The following is a 21200-nucleotide window of genomic DNA, read 5'->3' on the forward strand; positions in this document are numbered from 1 at the left end:
TACATTCCACTTTGGTTATATTCTATATGAGTTTCATTATCTTGTATTTCCTGATAAAGGAATTATTTACATTCCACTTTGGTTATATTCTATATTCAATTCTCTAGAGTTAGAGAATGTCAAGAGAATTAATTTACATTCCACTTTGGTTATATTCTATATAATGTCTTATGCAATTCTATGCTCTTAACTGAAGGAATTTACATTCCACTTTGGTTATATTCTATATGCGTTACCTCTATAACTCAACAATTTCAATACTTTTATCACCTTGTTTTGTCGATATCAAATTTTAGCACTATTTTACTTTGAAAAATATTCTTTTATACAATTATAATCTCATTTTTTGCCTTTAATTTCAACATTTGTCTAATCTCCATCTTTTATATGACATCTATAGTCGACAATTATATAAATAACGGATCATCAATCTCTTTCCCCAATATTTCCTTATCTAGCCACCTTTCATGTCTGCTCTTAAAGATAATAACAGAATCTAATTCGTTGTCAATCTCATTTTCAATCTCTTTTTCCAACTTAAATAGGTTTGCCTTCGTTATCTCTCCTTCAAAAACAGAATTTTGTACATGTACAAGATACTGCTTACATAATTTAAAAACATTATTCCAACGTTTTCTTCCCATATCTTCCTTAGCAATATCATAAACTAAAATAGCATACATATTACCACCATATAACGAATGACTCGTATTCCTTTTCTCCATATAAATGTTTTATCAGTTTATAACACTCTAATCTTATTAAATATCTGTAACTAACATCCTTATCTAAATCACGATGATGTATTGTTTGTTTAAGTTTCTTATCAAATTCAGAAAGAACTATTTTTGAGCCTTTTTCTTCTAAATGTAAGTATTCTAAACCTTGTGTAAAATGTTTTTCTTGAATTTGATTTCTATTCAATAGAGAAAAAATCAAACGATCAGCTATTAAAGGTTTGAATATCTCAGAAATATCAAGACTTAATGAAAACCTGCTAGTACCAGGTTCATGCAGATAACTAATCGTTGGATCTAACTGAGTTTTATATATCTCACTTAATACAGTAGTATAAACCAAACTATTTATAAATGATATTAATGTATTAATCATATTATCAGGAGGTCGTTTTACCCTTTTAATAAAATCTATTTCCTGATCAATAAGCACATTCCACGCTTTATAATAAATTTTATGTATATTACCTTCAACACCCATTAGTTGATGTATTTCTTTACATGCATCAATTTGTTTAATTAATTTCTGTACTTCTTTCATTTCTACAGAAACATCTTTACCACGTCCATTATAATACCTTAAATTTCTATAAATATTGTTAGCTGCCGAACTAACAAATTGCTTTGCTATTTTCATACGTTTTGTATTGTTCGAGTAATAAGAAACTTGCTTTACCAATAATTTTCCTGAAATTTTTGATTTTCTTGGAATTAAGCTTGCAGTATAATAGCTATAATAATTGAAAAAATGTAATAAAACATCATTTTGGGAAAGAAAATTTACAAGCTTTGAATTAATAATATTCTCCCCAAACAAATAAATCTCTGAAATATTATTAATGGGAATTGCTCTCTTTACTCCTTCATCATTTATGAATAGCAAAGTATTATCATTTCTTTTTAACTCACCACTCTGGTAAATATATAAACTATTCTTCATACACTTTTCCATCCTTTAAATAAAGCAAAGATCATAATATGCACAAATTAAGCATTTTTTGCTTTTCTTAATACTAGGAGACAGTTCTTCATTTAAGATCTTTTTTATATTTCCAATAACATCATCAAGTTTCATTTCATCCTCCTCAGAAAGAATAATTTCTATATTCTTTTTCAATAGAGGATAATCTATCTTAGCAGTTATTCCATTAACACCTTTTTTCTTTAAATAATAGAGATAGTATTTTACTTGCCATATGGATGCATCTTCTATCTTTCTACTCTTTTTTATTTCATGTATAATCCCTGACCTCTTTACGAAATCCAAATTTATTTCATTATTAATAGAAATATGTTTACGCTCATGAGAATATGTCATCTCGTCTAAAGTCTTTCCTATCTGAACATTTTCATTTTCTGATTCCATTGATATTCCATTAATAGAAAGCCATAGTTTCTTCTTACAAACAAAATAATAATAAATCATTAATCCAGTAATCTTATCTTCTACCAAAATATTGCTTCTTCCTCCATACCTTTCTTACAATAAAAACCAATATCACTATTGTACCCATAATCATTTTTTGTTACTTTGATTTTTTCTTTACCGTTTAAAATAAATAAGTTTCCATCTACTTTATAGGCTTCAACAGGTAAAGTAAAATCTATAATTTGATCCTTTAATTCTATGAGTTTAAGTCTTAACATAGATTTCTCCTTTTTACTATCAGATAATCTTAACTTACTATGAATCGCTTTGATTTCATCAATTATCTCCTTAAAAAATTCATATTTTTCGCAATACATTTCATTAGGTATTGCACTAACTGACAATATATTTCTAAACTTTTCCTGGAATTCACTATTTTCTAAGTCCATTGGTGTTATATTTGCAAGACGTTTGTATCGCTCATTATAATCATTTATATATGAAGCATATAATATCCCTTTTTCTATATCTCTAATTCTTTCTGTAGTATAAAATTCATTTATCATAAATACTTTATCATTTTCACTCATATCGAAGTCTTTGCTGTTTTCTTTCCAATTATGTAATGCTTCTATTCCTAGGCTATATAATGAATTATAAATAAAACCATTTCTTCTTGTTCCTAAGCAAGCTTTCTTTTTACATAAAAGACTTGGCTCAATCTTTTCATAGACATAAATATTGTAGTCTTTTGCGTATTTTAACCCTTTTCTATTGCATCTACCCATTCTTTGAAACAATCCGCTCAAGTCAGAAAATTCAGTAAATAAAAAATCAAAATCTATATCCAAACTGGCTTCCACTACCTGAGTTGCAATCCATATAATATGCTTTTTTAATCCACTATCTCCATCTTTTGAAATTTCTTTTTCAAGTTTTTTACGATCTTTAACCGTAAACTTTGAATGAAGCATTTTTACCTGATCCTTATCTATTTCAGATATAATCTGTGAATATATTTTTTGAGCCTTAGTTACTGTATTCACAACAATTAATATTTTAAGGCTATCAGCAAATTCATTTTTGTAATAAAAACCAATTATATCCTCTGCATTTAAATAATTATCACACACTTTTACTTTATGTCGAATTCTTTCATTAAGAAATTGTTTTTCCTCTATTGTGATTTCTTTCTTAATTTTATTCCCTTCATTATCAAGCCCTATATTTAGCCAATCTCTAATTATTGGTGCTAAAGTTGCAGTAGTAATTGCAAATTTTCCTCCAGCATCATTTATCACTTGCAAACCATAAATAATTGCGGCAAGTATATCCGGAGAATATGCTTGTATTTCATCCATTATAATCTTAGAATAACTAAATGTTGCCAAATCTGTTTCATATCCGGGGAATTTAAATACAAACCTAAATATTTGATCCGGTGTACAAATTGTTAAAGGATATGCTTTATTCCTTGTTTTCTCATAGTAATCCCAGAATGAAGTCATATCATCTAAATTTTTATCTCCAATATAAATACTTTGTGTTTCACCATGTAACAACCCAACATAATCTCTATAGTCATCACAATAAAAATCGCATCTGATTCTATCATACATAGCATTTATTGCAGTTCTAACAGGTAATACATAAAAGCCTTTGTTATCTCCTTGCCACAATAATGATGCTTCTGTTTTTCCAAGACCTGTTGATCCAACTAAGATCAGATTACTATTTGTATGCTTTCTAGCAAAATATTGCATATCATTCCATATATAACCTTTTTTATCAAGACGTTTTAATAAATTATTATTAGGAATCTCTACGGGCAAATGAGCACTTGCAGCATAATCACATTTATGAAAAAAGCCTTTAAGAATAGCTTCTCTTAACTCAGGCGTATTACATAATTTTTCTAGATTCTCTCGCTTTCGAGTATTTGGCAATTTACAATTTAAATCAGAATTATTTATAAAAGTATCAGTATACTGTATTTGTAGCAGATCTTTTCTTGTCAGTTCAAGAAAGTTATTAACATAATGATGATGATTAAGAACAATATTAAATATCAGATTATGATCAAGCCTATCAGGAATCCTATCGATGTTATTGAACACATATAAAAAAGACAAAATATTATGCCCAACTTCTTTCGTATTATCAAACTTGATTCTACCATCACTAATAACTCTTTGCTGAAAGTTTTTATTCATTTTACCAATATCATGATACACACAACAATACTCAAGAAGCTCAAATTCATCATCACTTAAATAACACCGTAAATCATCCAAACAACAAAGCAATTGATATGTATGCTCATATAATGATTCATCTGGCTTTGCTAAAAAATCATTATAATAATCTGGAATTAATTCTTTTTTCATATTTGTACCTAATTAAAATCCACAAGATATCCACCATCTTGATCAAAACCAATATTTATACTATCACTATCAATCATAAAACTTGAAGAATATAAACAAGGAATTCTATTAAATACACGTGCATCATCTTTTATAGAATAATCTTTTGCAATGTAATAAATAGTTCCATCCACATTACTTCCATCAGCATTTATTTCTCTCCTATCTATTTCTAAATGCTGGTAAAACTGAGTCTCATTAACTCTGTCAGCATTAATAAACATTGAATAGTTATTGGGGAGCATATGCTCTTCTTTCACGCTATCTACTACTTCACAATATTCCATTTCTATTAGTTCAATAAAATCTTCACTTCTTCCTAAAGAGACAAAATCATATTTGTGATACATTATATCATTAAGAACTTTTTCATCTGACTTAATATGAATCACAAGTTCTACATCATATAATACTTCTTGATATTGGGGGCCTTTAACTAAAATTTTGAAATGATTATACGGATCGTCATATTCCTTCTTTTTCTTATCTTCAAAGTCAGATTTAAGCTTTTTGATTTTCTTTTCTCCTTCATCAACTATTGCTTTTACATCATTCCACTGCTCACTATTCTTTTCAAATGCCTTTTGTTTGTTCTTTAACTCTTTCTTCTCTAATTTCCATTTTTCTTCAGCAGATTTAATTGTATTCTTGTTAAAATCCTCTAACTCTTTACCCTTCTTTTTAAGCAGTTTATATAAATCTAACAGTTCCCTGCTTTTAACTTCTATCGTTCGTTCTTCAGAAAAGCTATTACCTGTCGCATTTAAACTCTTTGCAACTTCTATATATCCTGTATTTAGTCTATTAGGGTCTTTCAGCCAAATAAGAATTCCCCTATCATCTTCTGTTCGATTCAGTAACCCATGATTTACATATATTTCCTTTTGTAATGCACTATATTTCCCCTGAATCGATATTTCCATAGGATGATATTCAGTATAACCACAGGCATTATGTAAAGCTCCAATAACTGTAGAATAGTTAGGAAGAGGGTATGTCATTCTATTATTTACCGTTCCCTCACAACTATATGAAGCCTTATTTTGTGTTAATTTAATTCGCAGAGCTTTCATAATAAGCTCTCACTTCTTTATTTAAATCTTCAAAAAACTGCTCTATAGATACAGGATTTAATTCAGCTTTTATCTCTTCTTCATTTTCAAAATTATATCCATCTAACAGTCCTACATGATAGCCTTCATTAATCTTCTTCTTTAAATCATTACCTATTTTAAGACTTAAATTATCCATTTGTACGACATTTTCAAAATAATGTGTTTTTCGCTTTCCGATACCACCCACAATAAATACTGGTTCTGCATTATCCATATTACCTTTAACTATCAATGATAATGATTTAACTGCGTCTAGCAATGCCTGTACTCTAAATATTTTTTCCTCTTTATCAGCTTGCTGTTCATAATTCTCATCAACGCCAATCTTATCCAAGTCTATAGTAATACTATATCGTTTTAATGATTTATCATATTCATATTGATATGGCATAAGTCCTGCCTCTTTTGCTTTATCCTGTAAATTTATTTTATTTTCTTTTGCATATGCCTGTGCAAGATACAGGTTATTATGAAAGCGTGTTTCATTAATAAATGAATGAAAGGAAACAGCATCCGTTAAATAGAAAGAACTCTTTCTGATTTTTGTATTATCAGAAGTATTCATATATCCGCCTTCAAGAGCACGATTAGTGCTTGCATTTATATCCTGAGATACTGCTTTTTGATTTACTGATTTATCTACTTGAACCTTTAAATCATCATATAATCCACTTTGAACCATAATCGCATTTTTTAAGCTTTCTCTTGACCTAATAGCGTAAGATTTTCCATTACGATAAACTTTCTGTATACTCCCAATATTTCCTAATCCTTCTCCGTAATTAGAAGTCATATTCGCAACTACTGTCAATGTTAGTGCCTTATTATTCATACTACTCTTCCTCCTGATTTTTTTTAGAATTTTCTTGATTATAATCACCTAATGAGTTGATAAATTCATACGCAAGGTTTTTATTCCCTTCAAAATCTTTTATTAGGTCATGTAAAAAACCAAAACTCATTTGCGTGTAAGATGATAGCTGTAGCATAATCTCAATAAAGCGATCATAATCCTTTGCAACAATACAGCTCGCTAATTTCTGTCTATAACTGTTTGTTTTATTAGTCAATTTTTTTGACTTGAAATAACTTGTTACTTCTTTTGCTGATGCATATGCACCTCTTAAGCCTTTTTCATTTACCATGTTTTCCTCCAAATTCATAATATACTTATATAAGATAATATTTATTCTGATCAGCTGACTTATGCAAAATGCCCATCTTTTACCTTCCCGGTTTGTGCTTTCCTGCTTAAAAATACTTTCTATTGTGTCGTCCAATAATATATCATTTAAAATTGACTTTGTTACAATTTTTGTCATATCCATATAATAATTGTCAGTTATCCTTATCCTAATTTTAAGCAATTTTTCTAGATTGCTTAACCATTCAGTCATAATTCTGCCATCGGTAAGTTTCATGAATATTTCTATTGCTTTCTTTCTTATCATCACTGTTTCATAATAATCATTGTCAATTCTTTTTAATATTATCTCAACATCTTGTCTAATAAACTTACTGCTTTTTAAGTAAGTATAAAATATCGTATTCCAAGAAGCACTTTTATCAGCAATATTATCATAATACTCTTTAACTTTATCGTTAGTTTCAATAAGATTTTTTATAGAACTATTATTATTTACAAATATCGCTTCTTTTCCTTTGGAAAAAGCAAATGGAATAAAATCAAATTCTATATAATCTACCGACACTGCTGCATGCTCATTAAAATTAAAACCGAGAGATCTCGTTTTTCTTCCTTTATCTACATAAAATCCTAGCAGTCTACATCTTTTTTGATGTTCTTTAGCGAAGTAAGAAATTTGTTCAAACTTACTATAACCATTCTTAGAATTGATAAAAGTATTTAATATTATTTCAAAACGATTACTCTCTATTCTTCTTTTTATGTCTTCTAAAGTAAGATTACCATATTTTACACTTTTAAAAACTTTCTTCATTATACCATTAGCTGTAAATTTTTCATTAATACTTTTTTTATCTTCTTCAGATATTTGAGATTTATTATATAAATCAACTAATTTACAATGATGCATCAAATGAACAAACCAATTTTCCACAAACAATAAATATTTTTCTTTTATTTCATCATTCGTTAAATCTATATCTTTAAAGTTATAAAATAATTTTCTTTTCTCTTTATGATATTCTGTACCATAAAAATCAAAAATCTAATCATGCCTAATGCTGTTGCAGAGAATCGCCAATCGGTTAGTTCTATACAATGATTATAGGACTGACCATTTATCTCAAAATCATCTTCATAAATCATTTAAGGTCACCTCATTTTGAGTAATAATTTCAACCAATCCAAACCCGGAATTTTTCTTTGATCCTATTCCGTTTTTCAAAATATGGTTAAGTATTTCTGCATCACCCTTTACTGCAAAAGTTCCTATAGTTGCCGGAATTTTTAATCCATAAGCTCTCACTACAATTTTTCTTAAGTCATCAAAATGAAACATTAAACTTTTAATTTTTTCTTCGTGATAAGGTAGATCTTCTATCAATTTCCGCTCTAATTCACAAGCAAAATCATCATCACCAATGCTTACATACCAATCTTTACTATTATTTATATGCTTTTTTAAACAGATTGGTGACAAAACCTTAAAAATCGCAAAATTATCCTTTATAATTGTTTCTCTACTCATTTTGATGCTTTTAAGTTGCATTGAATTTCCGAGGCTTAAAGGAAATTCGATATTCTTCATCTCTAATAAACTAGAATAGTAAATGAGTGCAGTTTCAGGATCTGATATTTTTAATGTTATAACAAAAGTAGTATCATCAAGCTTAATAATATCTTTATTAAATTGAGGATTTTTAAATCCAATTGACCACACTAAAGATTTTTTAATAGCTCCATTACTATACAATTCACTATAAAATATTCCATTTTGATATAATGAAATAGATTTTTTAAAAAAACTGATAATCGTCCTTCGATAATCACTCTTAAAAACAGCTTCTTTCAACTGCATTTTTATGGTATACTTCATTTATTATCCTCCTAAATTTCTTTCTTATTTGTATATTATATCATAATAGGAATAAAACGATTATTATTCTTTACTCCGATAAACAGCATAATGATATATTGATTATGATTAATTAAATTACATTAATTATAACAAATATTTCTATAAATACCAAGCTGTCATAAGTCAGTTCTATTATTAAAAAAAGATGCATTATTGTGCATCTAAATAGTCATGTATTTCTTGAAGATAAGAAAATAAGATTTCTTCCAATTCTTTATATGTACTCATTTGAGTCATTTTATTCTTTATTTTAGCTGCACCATGCATTCCTTTAATATACCATGGTGCCTGTCCCCTCATTTGTCTAATCGCATTCTTTTCACCATCTTTTATAATAAGTCTTTGTGTATGTTCTAAACACATCATAATTTTTTGATCAAACGATGGCTCTTGTTCTAGTATACCTGTTTGAAGATAGTCTACAGTCCGTTTAATCAGCCATGGATTTCCCATGGCTCCTCTTCCTATCATTACTGCATCACAACCTGTTTCATCAATCATTCTTTTAGCATCCTCCGGTGTTCTGATATCTCCATTACCTATAACCGGTATAGAAATATTTTCTTTTACCTGCTTAATATAAGACCAATCTGCCTGTCCTTCATAAAACTGACTTTTCGTACGTCCATGTATTGCAAGTGCAGAAACACCAGCTGATTCAAAAAGCTTAGCCATTTCTATGCAATTAATAGAATGAGTATCAAATCCTATTCTCATTTTAACTGTTACTGGTATACTGACTGTATCAGTTACTGCTTTTACAATCTCATAAGCTCTTTTAGGATCTCTTAAATAATCACTTCCTGCTCCCGATTTTAATACTTTATTAACAGGACACCCAGCATTAATATCTATAATATCTGCTGATGTATATTCTTCTATATATTTGGCCGCCTTTGCCATAGATGCTGCTTCTCCGCCAAATAACTGAAGACTTATAGGATGTTCTCCTTCATCAATTTCAAGCATATCTAAAGTCTTCTGATTTCTATAAATAATCGCCTTATCACTAATCATTTCAGAAACCGTTAATCCTACACCAAATTCTTTAATTAACTTTCTAAAAGCTATATTAGTGATACCGGCCATTGGTGCCATCACTACCTGATTTTCTATTTTAACGTTCCCTATCTTCCACATTTTTTTCACCCGTTCTACTTTATCAGTTAATCTTAATGAATGCAAATATTATGTTATAATAAGACCGGGAGGTCATTATGAACTACTATTATCATAATCATACAATACATTATCCTGATCATTTCATTATCTATAATGAAAAAGAAGAAGAGTGCTATACTATTGAGACTAAGCTTTCTTGGGGGCATTTCATTGAAATAAGACAGAATGATCGACTTCTTTATACTTTATCAGATAACTTGTCTTCATATCTTCCTAAATTCACTATTAAAGAAGATGATAAGGTTCTAGGGAGCGTCAGTCAGATATTTTCCTTTGGTAAAACACAATATGATTTTAATTATTTAGGATATTATATTAAAGGAGATTTTTTAAGCAATCATTATTCCATTATGTATCAAGGACATGTTATAGGAGATTATTCTATTAAACATAATTTTGTATGTATTCAAACCGATTCAGATAAAGTCATAGCTTTTATTATTGCTTTAGAAGCTTTTAAAAGTCTTATTAGATAGTCAATACCTTTTTGTTCTTAAGTGCAGTAATTATCATTGCATAAATTCCATGTTTATATAAGGAATAATTAAAGTGTGGCAATTAATGATAAATTTATAAACCCCATAAATAATATAATAAAATTCGTTAAATGAAATACATATAAGTATAAGTATTTCATTAGTCCTTAAAAATCTTACTTATTGAAAATTCAAATTTGAATAGATAAAAAGAGGATAACTAAGTTTTCATCTAGTTATCCTCTGCCTCTGAAATAGGATATCAATATTATATAGTATATTTCTTATGCATATTGTACATATGGATTAAGCTTATTTTACTAGAAACTCTCCTACTATTCTTGAATATAATTTGCCTGATAGTGCATCTTTCTTTTCGATTACTATATCTGACTTTAAATGCTCCCCTGTATATTTCAACGTTATTTCTTCATTTTTATGTGTAGGTTTAATTGGCATATAAACGTTATTTGAAATATGATTGCTTATATAAGTTCTGTTTAAACCTATAATATTTTGACTGATTCCTTGGAATAATACGGTTTTTCCGGTAACCCTGTCAATCTGATACTTCGCAAAGGAATCACAATCTACTTTCATAGTCACCTCATCTATCACTCTTAAATTATTTTTATATCTTTTTTCAGTTCTTTTAATTTTAACATCAGCCTCTCTTTCTGTAGATTTGATACGAATTTCCGGATAATCAGTATCAATATCATTTAATATGATGGTACATATACCATTAGCCTGAAGAGTAGATTGAATTTCAATGAACGAATTCAAGGTTTCAATTTGCTGTATAAAGCTTCCTGATTCCTCTCCTTTTAATTTCAGTTCATAAGATCTTTCATCGCCTAGAATTAAGTACATACTGCTATTATCCATATTACCGCTAACAAATGACAGTGGTATAATGGATACACCTGATTGAATGCATTCAAAAAGAAAAGTCACACCTCTAGGTTCAAACAGACTGAAAAGAGCCAATATAAGTTTACCATTAAATAATGATCTTAAAAAGTATAGGCTTGGTGTAAGAGGTCTTTCTTTAACAACATTGTAGGGAGTTTCAAACATAAAACCATCCCAATTACCGAGACCCATTGGGTTATCTATAAATAGATGGTCTGTTGATCTATAATCTGAATCTTTTTTATAACCATTCTCATCCTTATTTGGCTTGAAGTAATGAAAAGTGTCTTTTCGAGGATTAACGCTGATCCAATTTATAAATTCTTTCTCTTTTTCTCCATTTATATCCACAGACCTGCGACTGCTAAAATTCGGATCCGCTACATAAATTCGCCAATCATCATTACTTACTCTTTCTGTCTTATATGCTAAAACAGCATGACCTGAAAAACCGCTTGCAATATTCATAAAGGTGATAATAGAAAAGCCATCCTTCTCCACATGTCTTTCAACACTTCTAAAGATTCTTGCCGGATGACGAATGTCTCCTCTTGTAATTGCATTAACCATATTTTTTAAGGAATATGCTCCCCATTCATAAAGATGGCAACTTTTTATAACATCCTTAATCGGCTTTGTAAATTCTGTATCAGATTGTAAGAATTCAGAATCTTCATCATTAGCCTTATATTCTTTTAGCGGAAGTGTATAAGTTTTATTATCACGTTTTGCTATAGATAGTGCTGCAAGGCACATTCCAAAACAATTTCCTTGTTTTGCACATTTTCTTACTGCGTAATAAAAAATCGAGTCAATCGGATTCATAACCTCATCCCACCAATTGCAGACATAATCCATGTCCCGGAATACGGATGCAACATATTGATAAGAAAGTGGCTTATTGGTTTTAAAATTATCAAATCTCCACCAGCATTCTGATCGAAATGTATTCTTATTTATTATATATTCACCCTCTGTTAAATCATGTATGGCATAGTTAGTCAATACTGTATCATACTTACACAGATATGCATCCTTCCCGTAATGATCCAGTGGTGTTCTGGCATACACCCCATCCAGCTTATTCACAGTACTATCAAAAGTCAGCCCCCACAGATTTTCAATACTATATGTCCTTTCTAAAGTTCCAAGATATTCTCCATCATTTATCCTATCATAATCGGAATACTTTATCAGAAAATAAATTTTAGTTTCTCCGGTAATATCCAAAGTTACTTCTTTTCTAATATCTTTTGTTTTTCTTTTTCCTCTAAAATATTTATTTTCACAGTCCTCACTTCCAAACCTTTGACGATATCCGCTAGTTGAAAGTGTCAGCCTAAATGATAATTCTGCATTGTAATCTTTTTTGAAAGGGAAAAATTCCCAGCCATCATCAATTTTATATGATATTGCATCAACTAAATGAAGTGATATTCTGCTTAAAAAATAATATGTTCCATTATATTTTAATAATGTTCCATTCTTGCAGTCACAATACTGTTTATCTGCTGAAAAGTTTGTTGGCATGCCACATTTTTTATATCCGCCTTTTACATTGTATTCCCGTGCAAATTCTGCTGGCAGGAAAATAGCTTTATAAAGTGCTGAAAGAGGTGTATAAGTAACAATGTTAGTATTCTGTTCACAGGAAAATGTACAATATAGGTCTCCGTTTTGAAAGGACATTACATAGTGAATACAATAATCTATAGATTGGGATGAATCCGTACAATTCTCCTTTCCAAGAAATCTTAGCTCAGATACCGGATATCCATATATACTAAGATTTCTATCAATATTATCTTTAAATGTACCACCTCTAATCAAAACTACATTCGTTTCCTCGGAATAATACATATCTGAATATTCTGATCCATTTTGAGAATGCGTAAGAAAACGAGCACGATAGAAACCATTATTTAATTCCTCTTTATCGTACAAAGGGTATCCAATAGCTGTTTCTTCAACAGATATATATTTCCTGAGAACATCGCCTGATAATTCATGAGCACCAGTTTGTTCGTCATAGTAAATCGCACCATACTCAAAAATCTGTTTATTAAGTGAGCCATCTTTAATAGGATACCCGAGTTTTCCTGCCGGTCCACCAAGCTCTTGATATCTCTTCAAAATAGGCTTACTGACAACAGCAAACGCTCCAATTCTCCTTGTCCAGTATATAGATACTTCTTTATAATGAGAATATCGTCCATTGGGTTTTATTTCTCCAGATGATATTAATTCTTTTGAGAAACTTCTATCATAAATATCTCTATATTTCTTTTCTATTTCATCAGTTCCATTATCAATAGCAGACTTAATAATATTTATATGCTCCTTTGAAATCGTACTATTAAATTCAACATCTTCTAAATATCCTTCAAATGGAGCAATTTGTTCTTTTCCTCCATTTCCAATTATCACATTCCTTGTTTTTCGCATATGCATTGCATCGTTTTTTGGCAAAATATATCGCATTATGTGTGTAGAGTTATTCATGATAACATCCAGCTCACTGCCTGTATAAATCACGGAAAGAGTATACCAGACATCAGTTTTTAGTGATACTTCTTCCAACTCGCGTACAATGCTTCCTGCACATAAATCAAACTGAATTACTGGAAAGATTCGAGTTCTTTCGATTGACAAAAAGAGATCTATCGGAATTCCGGCAGCTCCCTGCATTAAAGACATCTGCCTATTCTGATCATTAGCTGATGATATCTTAAATCTTATAGTTGCCGTAAATTCCGGATAGATATTATCTGAAAGTGGAATGTCAAGCTTCGCATTCGGATCTTTTAATGCAAGAAGATTCTTTGCTTCTCCCAATTTATCTACACATTCAACAGCATCCGCAAAAAAAATTCCTCGTTCTATTTGCTCCTGCATTTTTTTCTCTGAAAAATAAAGTTTTTTAGGTACAATCTCAAGTTTTTGCTTCTTTTTAAATTTCTTATACTTAATTTGATAAGTACTTGTTACCCCCGGTATATGTTCCATTTCAGATATTTCATTCTGAGTAACGGTATCCCCTTTCTTCAGACGAGATTCATCATAATCAGGCAAGCAATATGCACAGCCATTATATCCGCAATTTAAAGCATCTGAAATCGAATGAAATATTCTCTTGTTCTTTTCATACATTCGTTTTCCCTGAGTACAAGCAAGTGTATGAAGTTCCTTTGTTTTCCTATTACCTATAAACATACGCATCCTCCCTCCGATATTAATGAGGACATGTATGGAATATGAAATATCACAGACCACTAACAATACAAAATAACTCTATAAACAATAAGGTAAACAAAACAAACAGATATATTATATCTTTTGTATCTTTCTCCTATAAACCGATTTAATAAAACTCAAAACTTTCCTATATCTCTTTATTTACATAATCCACAACATTCCCCATTTATTGTATTTGTACTTAGATTTTAGCATTTAGCAAACAGGAATACAATAAATCCAAATTTATTTTAAAAATTAATCATAATACTCAATCATTAATAATTGAGCCTTTATAGAAGATCAGAAAATATTATGAATAATATTTTTTTTCATAATTATTGCATTATTTTCTGATACTTATATAATAGTAATAGAGTGAAAGGCTTTTAAGCCTTTATTTTATACTCATAGGTTAGCACTCTTTTATATATAGTGCTAAGGAGGTAATGATATGACAATTGTACCGGTTTATAATCAGGTTATTCTTCCTGATAGTAAGATTTATTTCCAAAGAGAAAATTTAATGACTCTATCCAATGAGGAACCGAAAATAAAAGAAGAAGTTATATTCCTGGTTCTTAGAGAAAATAGGGAAAATGAGCATTTATCATTAAATGACTTTTATCCGATAGGTGTTATTGGAACTATTGAAGAAACAAATAATAACTATGTTTTAATCAAGACTCATGATCGTGTAAATATTAAGGAATTAAATACTCTTGAAGATCAGCGTATTGAAGTTATTTATACTGATAGAGCTGATCTGAATGATTTAAGCGAGGAAGACAATACTGAGAAATTAAAACAGATGAAAAAAGCTATGATTTCTTACTTTTCTCAATTTAGATGGGGTATTATTGCAAGGCAGTATATTAATGGATGGAAGTCTATGAGTGAGATTATTTGTGCTGTGAATTACTGGCTTAATATGACTCATGAGGAGAAATATGCCTTGCTTGAAACAGATAGTATATCTCAAAGAATTCAGATGATTGAAACCGACCTTTATGAATTCTTAGAGCTTTCTAAAGTATCTAATGAAGCAGAGAGTGCTCAGGAAGAAGATCATCAGAAAATTTATCGTGAACAGGCAATTAAGAAGCAGATTGAATATTTACAGAATGAATTAGATCAGATGCATCCGGATGAAGTCTCTGATGTACGTAGTTTAGAAATTAAGATTAAAAAAGCAGGAATGAGTCAGGAAGCACAAAAAGAAGCTGATAAGGCTTTAAATCGTATGAAACAGGAAGGAAGCAATTCTCCTGAATATGGTATGCTTTATAATTATCTTGATTTTATGACTTCTCTTCCTTGGAAGAAAGCACGCAATAAGAAGATTGATTTAAATGAAGCTGAAAAAATTTTGAATAGTGATCATTATGGTTTAGATAAAGTAAAGAAAAGAATACTACAGCAGATTGCGGTTATGGAACTTAATAAAAAACAGTCCGGTTCAATATTATTATTTGTCGGGGCACCGGGTACCGGTAAAACAAGTATTGCCCGATCTATTGCTGATGCCTTAAAAAGAAAATATATTCGCATTGCTTTAGGCGGAGTAAGAGATGAAGCTGATATTAGAGGTCATCGCCGTACTTATATTGGTGCGATGCCGGGACGTATTATGGATGGTCTTTCTAAAAGCGGGGCTTCTAATAGCGTAATGGTATTAGATGAAATAGATAAGCTTTCTCAATCTTATAATGGTGATCCGGCAGCTGCCTTATTAGAAGTTCTCGATCCTGAGCAAAATAATACCTTTACTGATCATTATATGAATGTCCCTTATGATTTAAGTGATATTTTATTTATCTGTACTGCTAATAGTCTTGATTCTATTCCTGAACCTCTATTAAACAGAATGGAAGTAATCAGCTTTAATGGTTATACTCAACAAGAGAAACTGCAGATTGCTAAAAGACATTTGCTTCCTCAGTCTATGGAGAAGATGGGTATTTCATCTTCTCAGATGAAACTTCCTGATCAGCTTTTAAAAACTATTATTGCTGATTATACAATAGAAGCAGGGGTTAGGGGACTAAAAAAGCGTCTTGATACTATCTGTAGAGTAGCAGCTGTTAATTTAGTAAAAGGAAAAAAAGATTTTAAAGTAACTGCTAAAAAACTTCCGGATATACTGGATATGTCACCATTAAAACATGAACATATTAATGAAAATAAAAAACCCGGTATTGTTTCCGGTTTAGCATGGACAACTGCCGGAGGAGAAATATTGTTTATTGAGACATTATTAGTTCCCGGTAATAATAAAGTTATTATAACCGGTCAGTTAGGTGATGTTATGAAAGAATCTGTATCCATCGCTTTATCTTTAGTAAAAAGCATGTTCCCTAAAGAAGCAGAAGTCTTTAAAGAGCATGATATTCATATTCATGTTCCGGCCGGAGCAACTCCTAAAGATGGCCCATCAGCAGGTATTACACTGACTACCGCTATTGCTTCATTAATCACAGAAAAAGCGGTTGACTCATCATTCGCAATGACCGGTGAAGTCTCTTTAAGAGGAGTCGTTATGCCTATAGGAGGTCTTCCTGAAAAGCTGATGGCGGCACAAAGATCCGGTGTTAAAACTGTCTTTATTCCTAAAGACAATGTAAATGATCTTAAGGATGTCCCTAAAGAAGTCAAAGATAAATTAACAATTATTCCGGTCAGTCTTGTCAGTGAAGTATTAAAACAAACAAAAATTATAAGTTAATAAAAGGCTCATAATGAGCCTTTTATAATGTATCTATAAATTCAATAACCTCTTTATTAAACTGTTCCGGCTTTTCAAAGAACAGCATATGACTACAATCTTCAAAAACAACTGTCTTTGCATTTTTAATATGTTCGCCTATCCATAAACTGCTTTGATAGTCAAATACTCGGCTTTCTTTGGCACAGAGAATAAGCGTAGGAATTGTAATATGAGGAATAAAATCACGCCAATCAAGATTTGTATGATCTCTCATGATTTCAATTCTTACATATGGATCACACTTATCTATCTCACCTACAAGCATATTCTTATCTTCAGCAGATGGTTCATGCTTTAAGCAAGCTCCAATAAGTCCCTGTGCTGCTCCATGAGGATCATATTTTGCTGCCGCACATGTTTCTATGAATGTCTCAACATCATAACAGGCTTTCTGACCCCATTGCCAGTCTGACTTGATATACTGTGCAGGCGACTGATCAATGCAAATGAGACTGTCTATACGATGATTACCAAATAACTCCAGATAACTCCATAAAATAGAAGCTCCCATAGACCAGCCCATAGCTGTTACATTTTCAACATCCAAGTAAACTAATAAATCTCTGACATCAGCCGCATATCTGGAAATACGATGTCCATGCATCACTGCTTCAGACTGTCCATGCCCTCTCATATCCATAAGAATCAGTTGATAATGCTTAGATAATTCTTGGATATTATTTTTCCAGAATTTTGTCGTACATGTCCATCCCGGCAGCATAAATAAAGGCTTACCTTCGCCAATTACTTCATAATAAATACTGACATGATCATTTGTCTTAAAAAACATAATAATAGCCTCCTTTCTTTTATTATAGCAAACTAAGTAAACGCTTTCTATAACAAATCTTTTAATCTTCTCTTAACCAATATTTCTTTAAAATTAAAAGGATTAATCTCTGTATTATCCAGAAATTAATCCTTTATAAGAATTTTATTTTCGACTCTATCTCTGTTGCCTATTCTTATTTTTTATATCAAGAAGCTCCTGTTCATCAAAATGATAATGTCTATTACAGAACTGACAAGTAATCTCTGCCCCATGGTCTTCTTTTATCATAGCTTCTAATTCATCATTAGGAACAGTTGCCAATGCTGCTGTCATTTTTTCTTTTGAGCAGTCACAATAAAATGATAAATCTTGATGATCAAGAATTTCTGCTTCATTTCCAAAAAGCATTTCAATAATATCTTCCGGAGATTTTCCTTCTTTTATTAATGCTGAAACCGGAGGAAAATCTTTTATCTTATTTTCTATAAAAGTAATATCTTCTTCTGTTGCTTCGGGAAGAAGCTGAATAATAAAGCCTCCGGCTGCTTCTACAATACTATCTTCATTGACTAATACACCTAATGATACAACTGATGGAATCTGCTCACTAACCATAAAATAATAAGCAAAATCATCTCCTATCTCACCTGTCTGTATAGGAACTGATGAGGTAATAGGCTGCTTTAATCCCATATCTCTAATAACCTGAAGATCTCCCTGTGTTCCCACACATAATCCTACTGCAAGTTTATTTGTTTTGTTGTAGGTATAATGTACTTCCGGATTAGAGACAAATCCTTTAATTTTTCCATCACTGTTAGAAGTTACCAATAATGTGCCCATCGGACCGCCGCCATTCATTGTAACAGTCATTTTCTCATTGTTTTTGTTCATTGCTCCCATCATTAATGTTACAGACATCAAACGTCCTAATGCTGCACTTGCACATGGCCAGAGATGATGATGTGTTCTGGCATCATTGACTAAATTTGTAGTTCTGCAAGCAAAAACTCTGGCATTTCTTTTATCAATAAGTCCCCTTACTAAATAATCTTTCATATAATCTCCTAGAATGCAAAATAGCTGATTAATGGAATAATCATGCTTAATATAATAATTGTTACTATAATTTTAATTACTAAACGTCTATTTCTCATAATAGCCTCAATTGAAAATGAAATAAGGCAAAGCCTTATTTCATCTCATCTAATAAATCATCATCACTATCTATGACCGACTGAACAGGTTCAGTTTCAATAATATGATCCTCTTCTACAGCCGGATCAGGCATTTTACCTGTTTCATATAATGATTGTATCTGTTCAGCATTTAATGTTTCATTATCTAATAATGCATGGGCAATAGTTTCTAACTTATCCTTATTGGCTTTAATAATCTCAGTCGCCTGATTATGTGCATCATCAATAATCTTTCTTACCTGCTGATCAATTTCAAAAGCAATCTGACCGGAATGTGTATTAGATAACTGTGAATAATCACGCCCTAAGAATACAGCATTCTGTCCGCTATCATATTTAATAGGTCCTAAATCAGACATACCTAATTCAGTAACCATTAATCTGGCGATTCTTGTTGCCTGCTCAATATCATTAGCAGCACCTGAAGAAATATCACCAAAGAAGATTTCTTCAGCTACACGACCACCCATATAGCCGGCAATCGTAGCTAACAGTTGTGATTTTGTCTGGAAATATGTTTCATCTTTAGGTGTCATGAGATTATACCCGCCGGCCTGTCCTCTAGGAACAATTGTTACCTTCTGTACCTGATTGGCATCTTCTAAAGTTAAGCCAATAATAGCATGTCCTGATTCATGATAAGCTACCAATTTTCTCTCATGTTCAGTATATTTTCTAGAATGTTTAGCAGGTCCGCCAATAACCCTGTCAATAGCTTCATCCACATCATCTAATGTAATGGCTGTATGGTTCCCTCTTACCGCCAGCAAAGCTGCTTCATTTAAGACATTAGCAAGCTCTGCTCCGGAAAAGCCGGGTGTTCTTTGAGCAACATTATCAAAATTAACATCTGCTGCAAGTTTCTTGTTTCTGGCATGAACAGCTAAAATTTCAGCTCTTGCTTTTCTATCAGGATTAGTAACCTGAATAGATCTATCAAAACGTCCGGGTCTTAAAAGTGCCGGATCCAGAACATCAGCCCTATTTGTAGCAGCCAGAATAATAACTCCTTCACTGCCTTCAAAACCATCCATTTCTACTAATAACTGATTTAATGTCTGTTCACGTTCATCATGACCGCCGCCAATACCGGATCCTCTCTGTCTACCGACTGCATCTATCTCATCAATAAAGATAATACATGGTGCATTCTTTTTTGCTTCCTTAAACATATCTCTGACACGCCCGGCACCTACACCAACAAACATCTCTACAAATTCAGAACCTGAAATAGAATAGAATGGAACCTTAGCTTCACCGGCAACAGCTCTGGCAAGCAAAGTCTTACCTGTACCCGGAGGACCTACTAATAAAACACCTCTTGGTATTTTAGCTCCCATATCAACAAATTTCTTTGGATTCTTTAAGAAATCTACTAATTCAGTTAATTCCTCTTTTTCTTCATCTGCACCGGCAACATCAGTAAACTTAGTATTTTCATTCTTATTTAATTTTGCTCTTGAATTACCAAACTCAAAAGCCTTATTATTGCCGGCACCGCTGGCATTCATATATCTAAATAAGACATACATACCGCCAAATAAGAATACATAAGGCAATAACGTAATCACTATATTAAATATAATATTGTTATCGGCACTGTTTTTTACTGTTGTTTTAATCTTCTTTTCCTTTAATAACTGCATCAAAGAATCAATCTCTTCATCAGTCTTAGGAACAAGAGTCTTAAAATTATAAGTTTTCTTCTCACCTTTTACAGTCTTAGTATAACTTCCTGACACATCAACAACATAATTATCAGGTGATACTACAATTTCAGTTACACTACCTTCTTCCACTACTTTTTTAAACTCATTGTAAGTCAATGAAGTAGACGCTCCTGCTCTATTACCGACCAAAGGAATTAATGTCCCGACCAATACCAGTATCAGTAGCCATGGAAGTATTGTTTTAATTAAACTTTTATTTTTCATAAGCACTCC

The 21200-nt window shown here is 31.1% G+C and carries 16 protein-coding genes; 2 read left to right on the top strand and 14 right to left on the bottom strand.

The genetic code is table 11. The annotated features are described in order from the left end of the window. Positions 1-407 precede the first annotated feature (407 nt). From cas2 to dusB, 10 genes are all read right to left on the bottom strand, one after another. Complete coding sequence (gene cas2, locus HMPREF9943_RS08925; protein WP_026624967.1) at positions 408-683, bottom strand: CRISPR-associated endonuclease Cas2; 276 nt, start codon at positions 681-683, stop codon at positions 408-410. A 1-nt stretch (position 684) separates the two neighbouring features. After that, positions 685-1677: a type I-B CRISPR-associated endonuclease Cas1b gene (gene cas1b / locus HMPREF9943_RS08930; RefSeq protein WP_004804170.1), complete on the bottom strand. Its 993-nt coding sequence runs from the start codon at positions 1675-1677 to the stop codon at positions 685-687. A 15-nt stretch (positions 1678-1692) separates the two neighbouring features. Beyond that, a complete protein-coding gene (cas4, locus tag HMPREF9943_RS08935) occupies positions 1693-2190 on the bottom strand; it encodes a CRISPR-associated protein Cas4 (protein ID WP_004804172.1) in 498 nt (165 codons plus the stop codon). Continuing rightward, a complete protein-coding gene (locus HMPREF9943_RS08940) occupies positions 2184-4493 on the bottom strand; it encodes a CRISPR-associated helicase/endonuclease Cas3 (protein ID WP_004804175.1) in 2310 nt (769 codons plus the stop codon). Before HMPREF9943_RS08940 ends, cas4 begins: the two co-directional genes overlap by 7 nt. Before the next feature lie 8 nt (positions 4494-4501). Next, complete coding sequence (cas5, locus tag HMPREF9943_RS08945) at positions 4502-5605, bottom strand: CRISPR-associated protein Cas5 (RefSeq protein ID WP_004804177.1); 1104 nt, start codon at positions 5603-5605, stop codon at positions 4502-4504. Then, on the bottom strand, positions 5586-6479 hold the full coding sequence (cas7i, locus tag HMPREF9943_RS08950) for a type I-B CRISPR-associated protein Cas7/Cst2/DevR (RefSeq protein ID WP_004804179.1): 894 nt from the start codon (positions 6477-6479) through the stop codon (positions 5586-5588). The genes cas5 and cas7i overlap by 20 nt, the downstream gene beginning before the upstream one ends. A gap of 1 nt (position 6480) precedes the next feature. Continuing rightward, positions 6481-7839 carry a type I CRISPR-associated protein Cas8a1/Csx8 gene (cas8a1, locus tag HMPREF9943_RS08955; RefSeq protein WP_081602253.1) on the bottom strand — a complete coding sequence of 453 codons (1359 nt, stop codon included), beginning with the start codon at positions 7837-7839 and terminating at the stop codon, positions 6481-6483. Beyond that, a complete protein-coding gene (locus HMPREF9943_RS10110) occupies positions 7770-7940 on the bottom strand; it encodes a hypothetical protein (RefSeq protein WP_004804183.1) in 171 nt (56 codons plus the stop codon). The genes cas8a1 and HMPREF9943_RS10110 overlap by 70 nt, the downstream gene beginning before the upstream one ends. Further along, positions 7930-8670 (bottom strand): CRISPR-associated endoribonuclease Cas6, encoded by a 741-nt coding sequence (cas6, locus tag HMPREF9943_RS08960; protein ID WP_004804184.1) that lies wholly within the window; start codon positions 8668-8670, stop codon positions 7930-7932. The genes HMPREF9943_RS10110 and cas6 overlap by 11 nt, the downstream gene beginning before the upstream one ends. 192 nt (positions 8671-8862) lie before the next feature. After that, positions 8863-9852 carry a tRNA dihydrouridine synthase DusB gene (dusB, locus tag HMPREF9943_RS08965; protein ID WP_040402867.1) on the bottom strand — a complete coding sequence of 330 codons (990 nt, stop codon included), beginning with the start codon at positions 9850-9852 and terminating at the stop codon, positions 8863-8865. A 77-nt stretch (positions 9853-9929) separates the two neighbouring features. Here dusB and HMPREF9943_RS08970 point away from each other — a divergent pair, with 77 nt between their 5' ends. Continuing rightward, positions 9930-10370, top strand: a complete 441-nt coding sequence (locus HMPREF9943_RS08970; protein WP_004804188.1) for an LURP-one-related family protein — start codon at positions 9930-9932, stop codon at positions 10368-10370. Positions 10371-10682: 312 nt separating this feature from the next. On the opposite strand, the gene HMPREF9943_RS08975 is transcribed toward HMPREF9943_RS08970, so the two are convergent. Next, on the bottom strand, positions 10683-14498 hold the full coding sequence (locus HMPREF9943_RS08975; RefSeq protein WP_004804189.1) for an LGFP repeat-containing protein: 3816 nt from the start codon (positions 14496-14498) through the stop codon (positions 10683-10685). 475 nt (positions 14499-14973) lie between these two features. Here HMPREF9943_RS08975 and lon point away from each other — a divergent pair, with 475 nt between their 5' ends. Next, positions 14974-17244 carry an endopeptidase La gene (gene lon / locus HMPREF9943_RS08980; protein WP_004804192.1) on the top strand — a complete coding sequence of 757 codons (2271 nt, stop codon included), beginning with the start codon at positions 14974-14976 and terminating at the stop codon, positions 17242-17244. A gap of 22 nt (positions 17245-17266) precedes the next feature. On the opposite strand, the gene HMPREF9943_RS08985 is transcribed toward lon, so the two are convergent. From HMPREF9943_RS08985 to ftsH, 3 genes are all read right to left on the bottom strand, one after another. Further along, positions 17267-18076 (bottom strand): alpha/beta fold hydrolase, encoded by an 810-nt coding sequence (locus tag HMPREF9943_RS08985; RefSeq protein ID WP_004804193.1) that lies wholly within the window; start codon positions 18074-18076, stop codon positions 17267-17269. Between the two features lie 156 nt (positions 18077-18232). Then, a complete protein-coding gene (gene hslO / locus HMPREF9943_RS08990) occupies positions 18233-19117 on the bottom strand; it encodes an Hsp33 family molecular chaperone HslO (protein ID WP_004804195.1) in 885 nt (294 codons plus the stop codon). A gap of 133 nt (positions 19118-19250) precedes the next feature. Then, complete coding sequence (gene ftsH / locus HMPREF9943_RS08995; RefSeq protein WP_004804198.1) at positions 19251-21191, bottom strand: ATP-dependent zinc metalloprotease FtsH; 1941 nt, start codon at positions 21189-21191, stop codon at positions 19251-19253. Between the last annotated feature and the right edge of the window lie 9 nt (positions 21192-21200).

It is taken from the genome of Eggerthia catenaformis OT 569 = DSM 20559 (genome assembly GCF_000340375.1).
Classification (GTDB): Bacteria; Bacillota_I; Bacilli_A; order Erysipelotrichales; family Coprobacillaceae; genus Eggerthia; species Eggerthia catenaformis.

What these genes read in the sequence shown, in the direction of transcription:
- cas2 (WP_026624967.1), bottom strand. Translation starts at nt 683, where the DNA reads ATGTATGCTATTTTAGTTTATGATATTGCTAAGGAAGATATGGGAAGA.
- cas1b (WP_004804170.1), bottom strand. Translation starts at nt 1,677, where the DNA reads ATGAAGAATAGTTTATATATTTACCAGAGTGGTGAGTTAAAAAGAAAT.
- HMPREF9943_RS08940 (WP_004804175.1), bottom strand. Translation starts at nt 4,493, where the DNA reads ATGAAAAAAGAATTAATTCCAGATTATTATAATGATTTTTTAGCAAAG.
- cas5 (WP_004804177.1), bottom strand. Translation starts at nt 5,605, where the DNA reads ATGAAAGCTCTGCGAATTAAATTAACACAAAATAAGGCTTCATATAGT.
- cas7i (WP_004804179.1), bottom strand. Translation starts at nt 6,479, where the DNA reads ATGAATAATAAGGCACTAACATTGACAGTAGTTGCGAATATGACTTCT.
- HMPREF9943_RS10110 (WP_004804183.1), bottom strand. Translation starts at nt 7,940, where the DNA reads ATGATTTATGAAGATGATTTTGAGATAAATGGTCAGTCCTATAATCAT.
- cas6 (WP_004804184.1), bottom strand. Translation starts at nt 8,670, where the DNA reads ATGAAGTATACCATAAAAATGCAGTTGAAAGAAGCTGTTTTTAAGAGT.
- dusB (WP_040402867.1), bottom strand. Translation starts at nt 9,852, where the DNA reads ATGTGGAAGATAGGGAACGTTAAAATAGAAAATCAGGTAGTGATGGCA.
- HMPREF9943_RS08970 (WP_004804188.1), top strand. Translation starts at nt 9,930, where the DNA reads ATGAACTACTATTATCATAATCATACAATACATTATCCTGATCATTTC.
- HMPREF9943_RS08975 (WP_004804189.1), bottom strand. Translation starts at nt 14,498, where the DNA reads ATGTTTATAGGTAATAGGAAAACAAAGGAACTTCATACACTTGCTTGT.
- lon (WP_004804192.1), top strand. Translation starts at nt 14,974, where the DNA reads ATGACAATTGTACCGGTTTATAATCAGGTTATTCTTCCTGATAGTAAG.
- HMPREF9943_RS08985 (WP_004804193.1), bottom strand. Translation starts at nt 18,076, where the DNA reads ATGTTTTTTAAGACAAATGATCATGTCAGTATTTATTATGAAGTAATT.
- hslO (WP_004804195.1), bottom strand. Translation starts at nt 19,117, where the DNA reads ATGAAAGATTATTTAGTAAGGGGACTTATTGATAAAAGAAATGCCAGA.
- ftsH (WP_004804198.1), bottom strand. Translation starts at nt 21,191, where the DNA reads ATGAAAAATAAAAGTTTAATTAAAACAATACTTCCATGGCTACTGATA.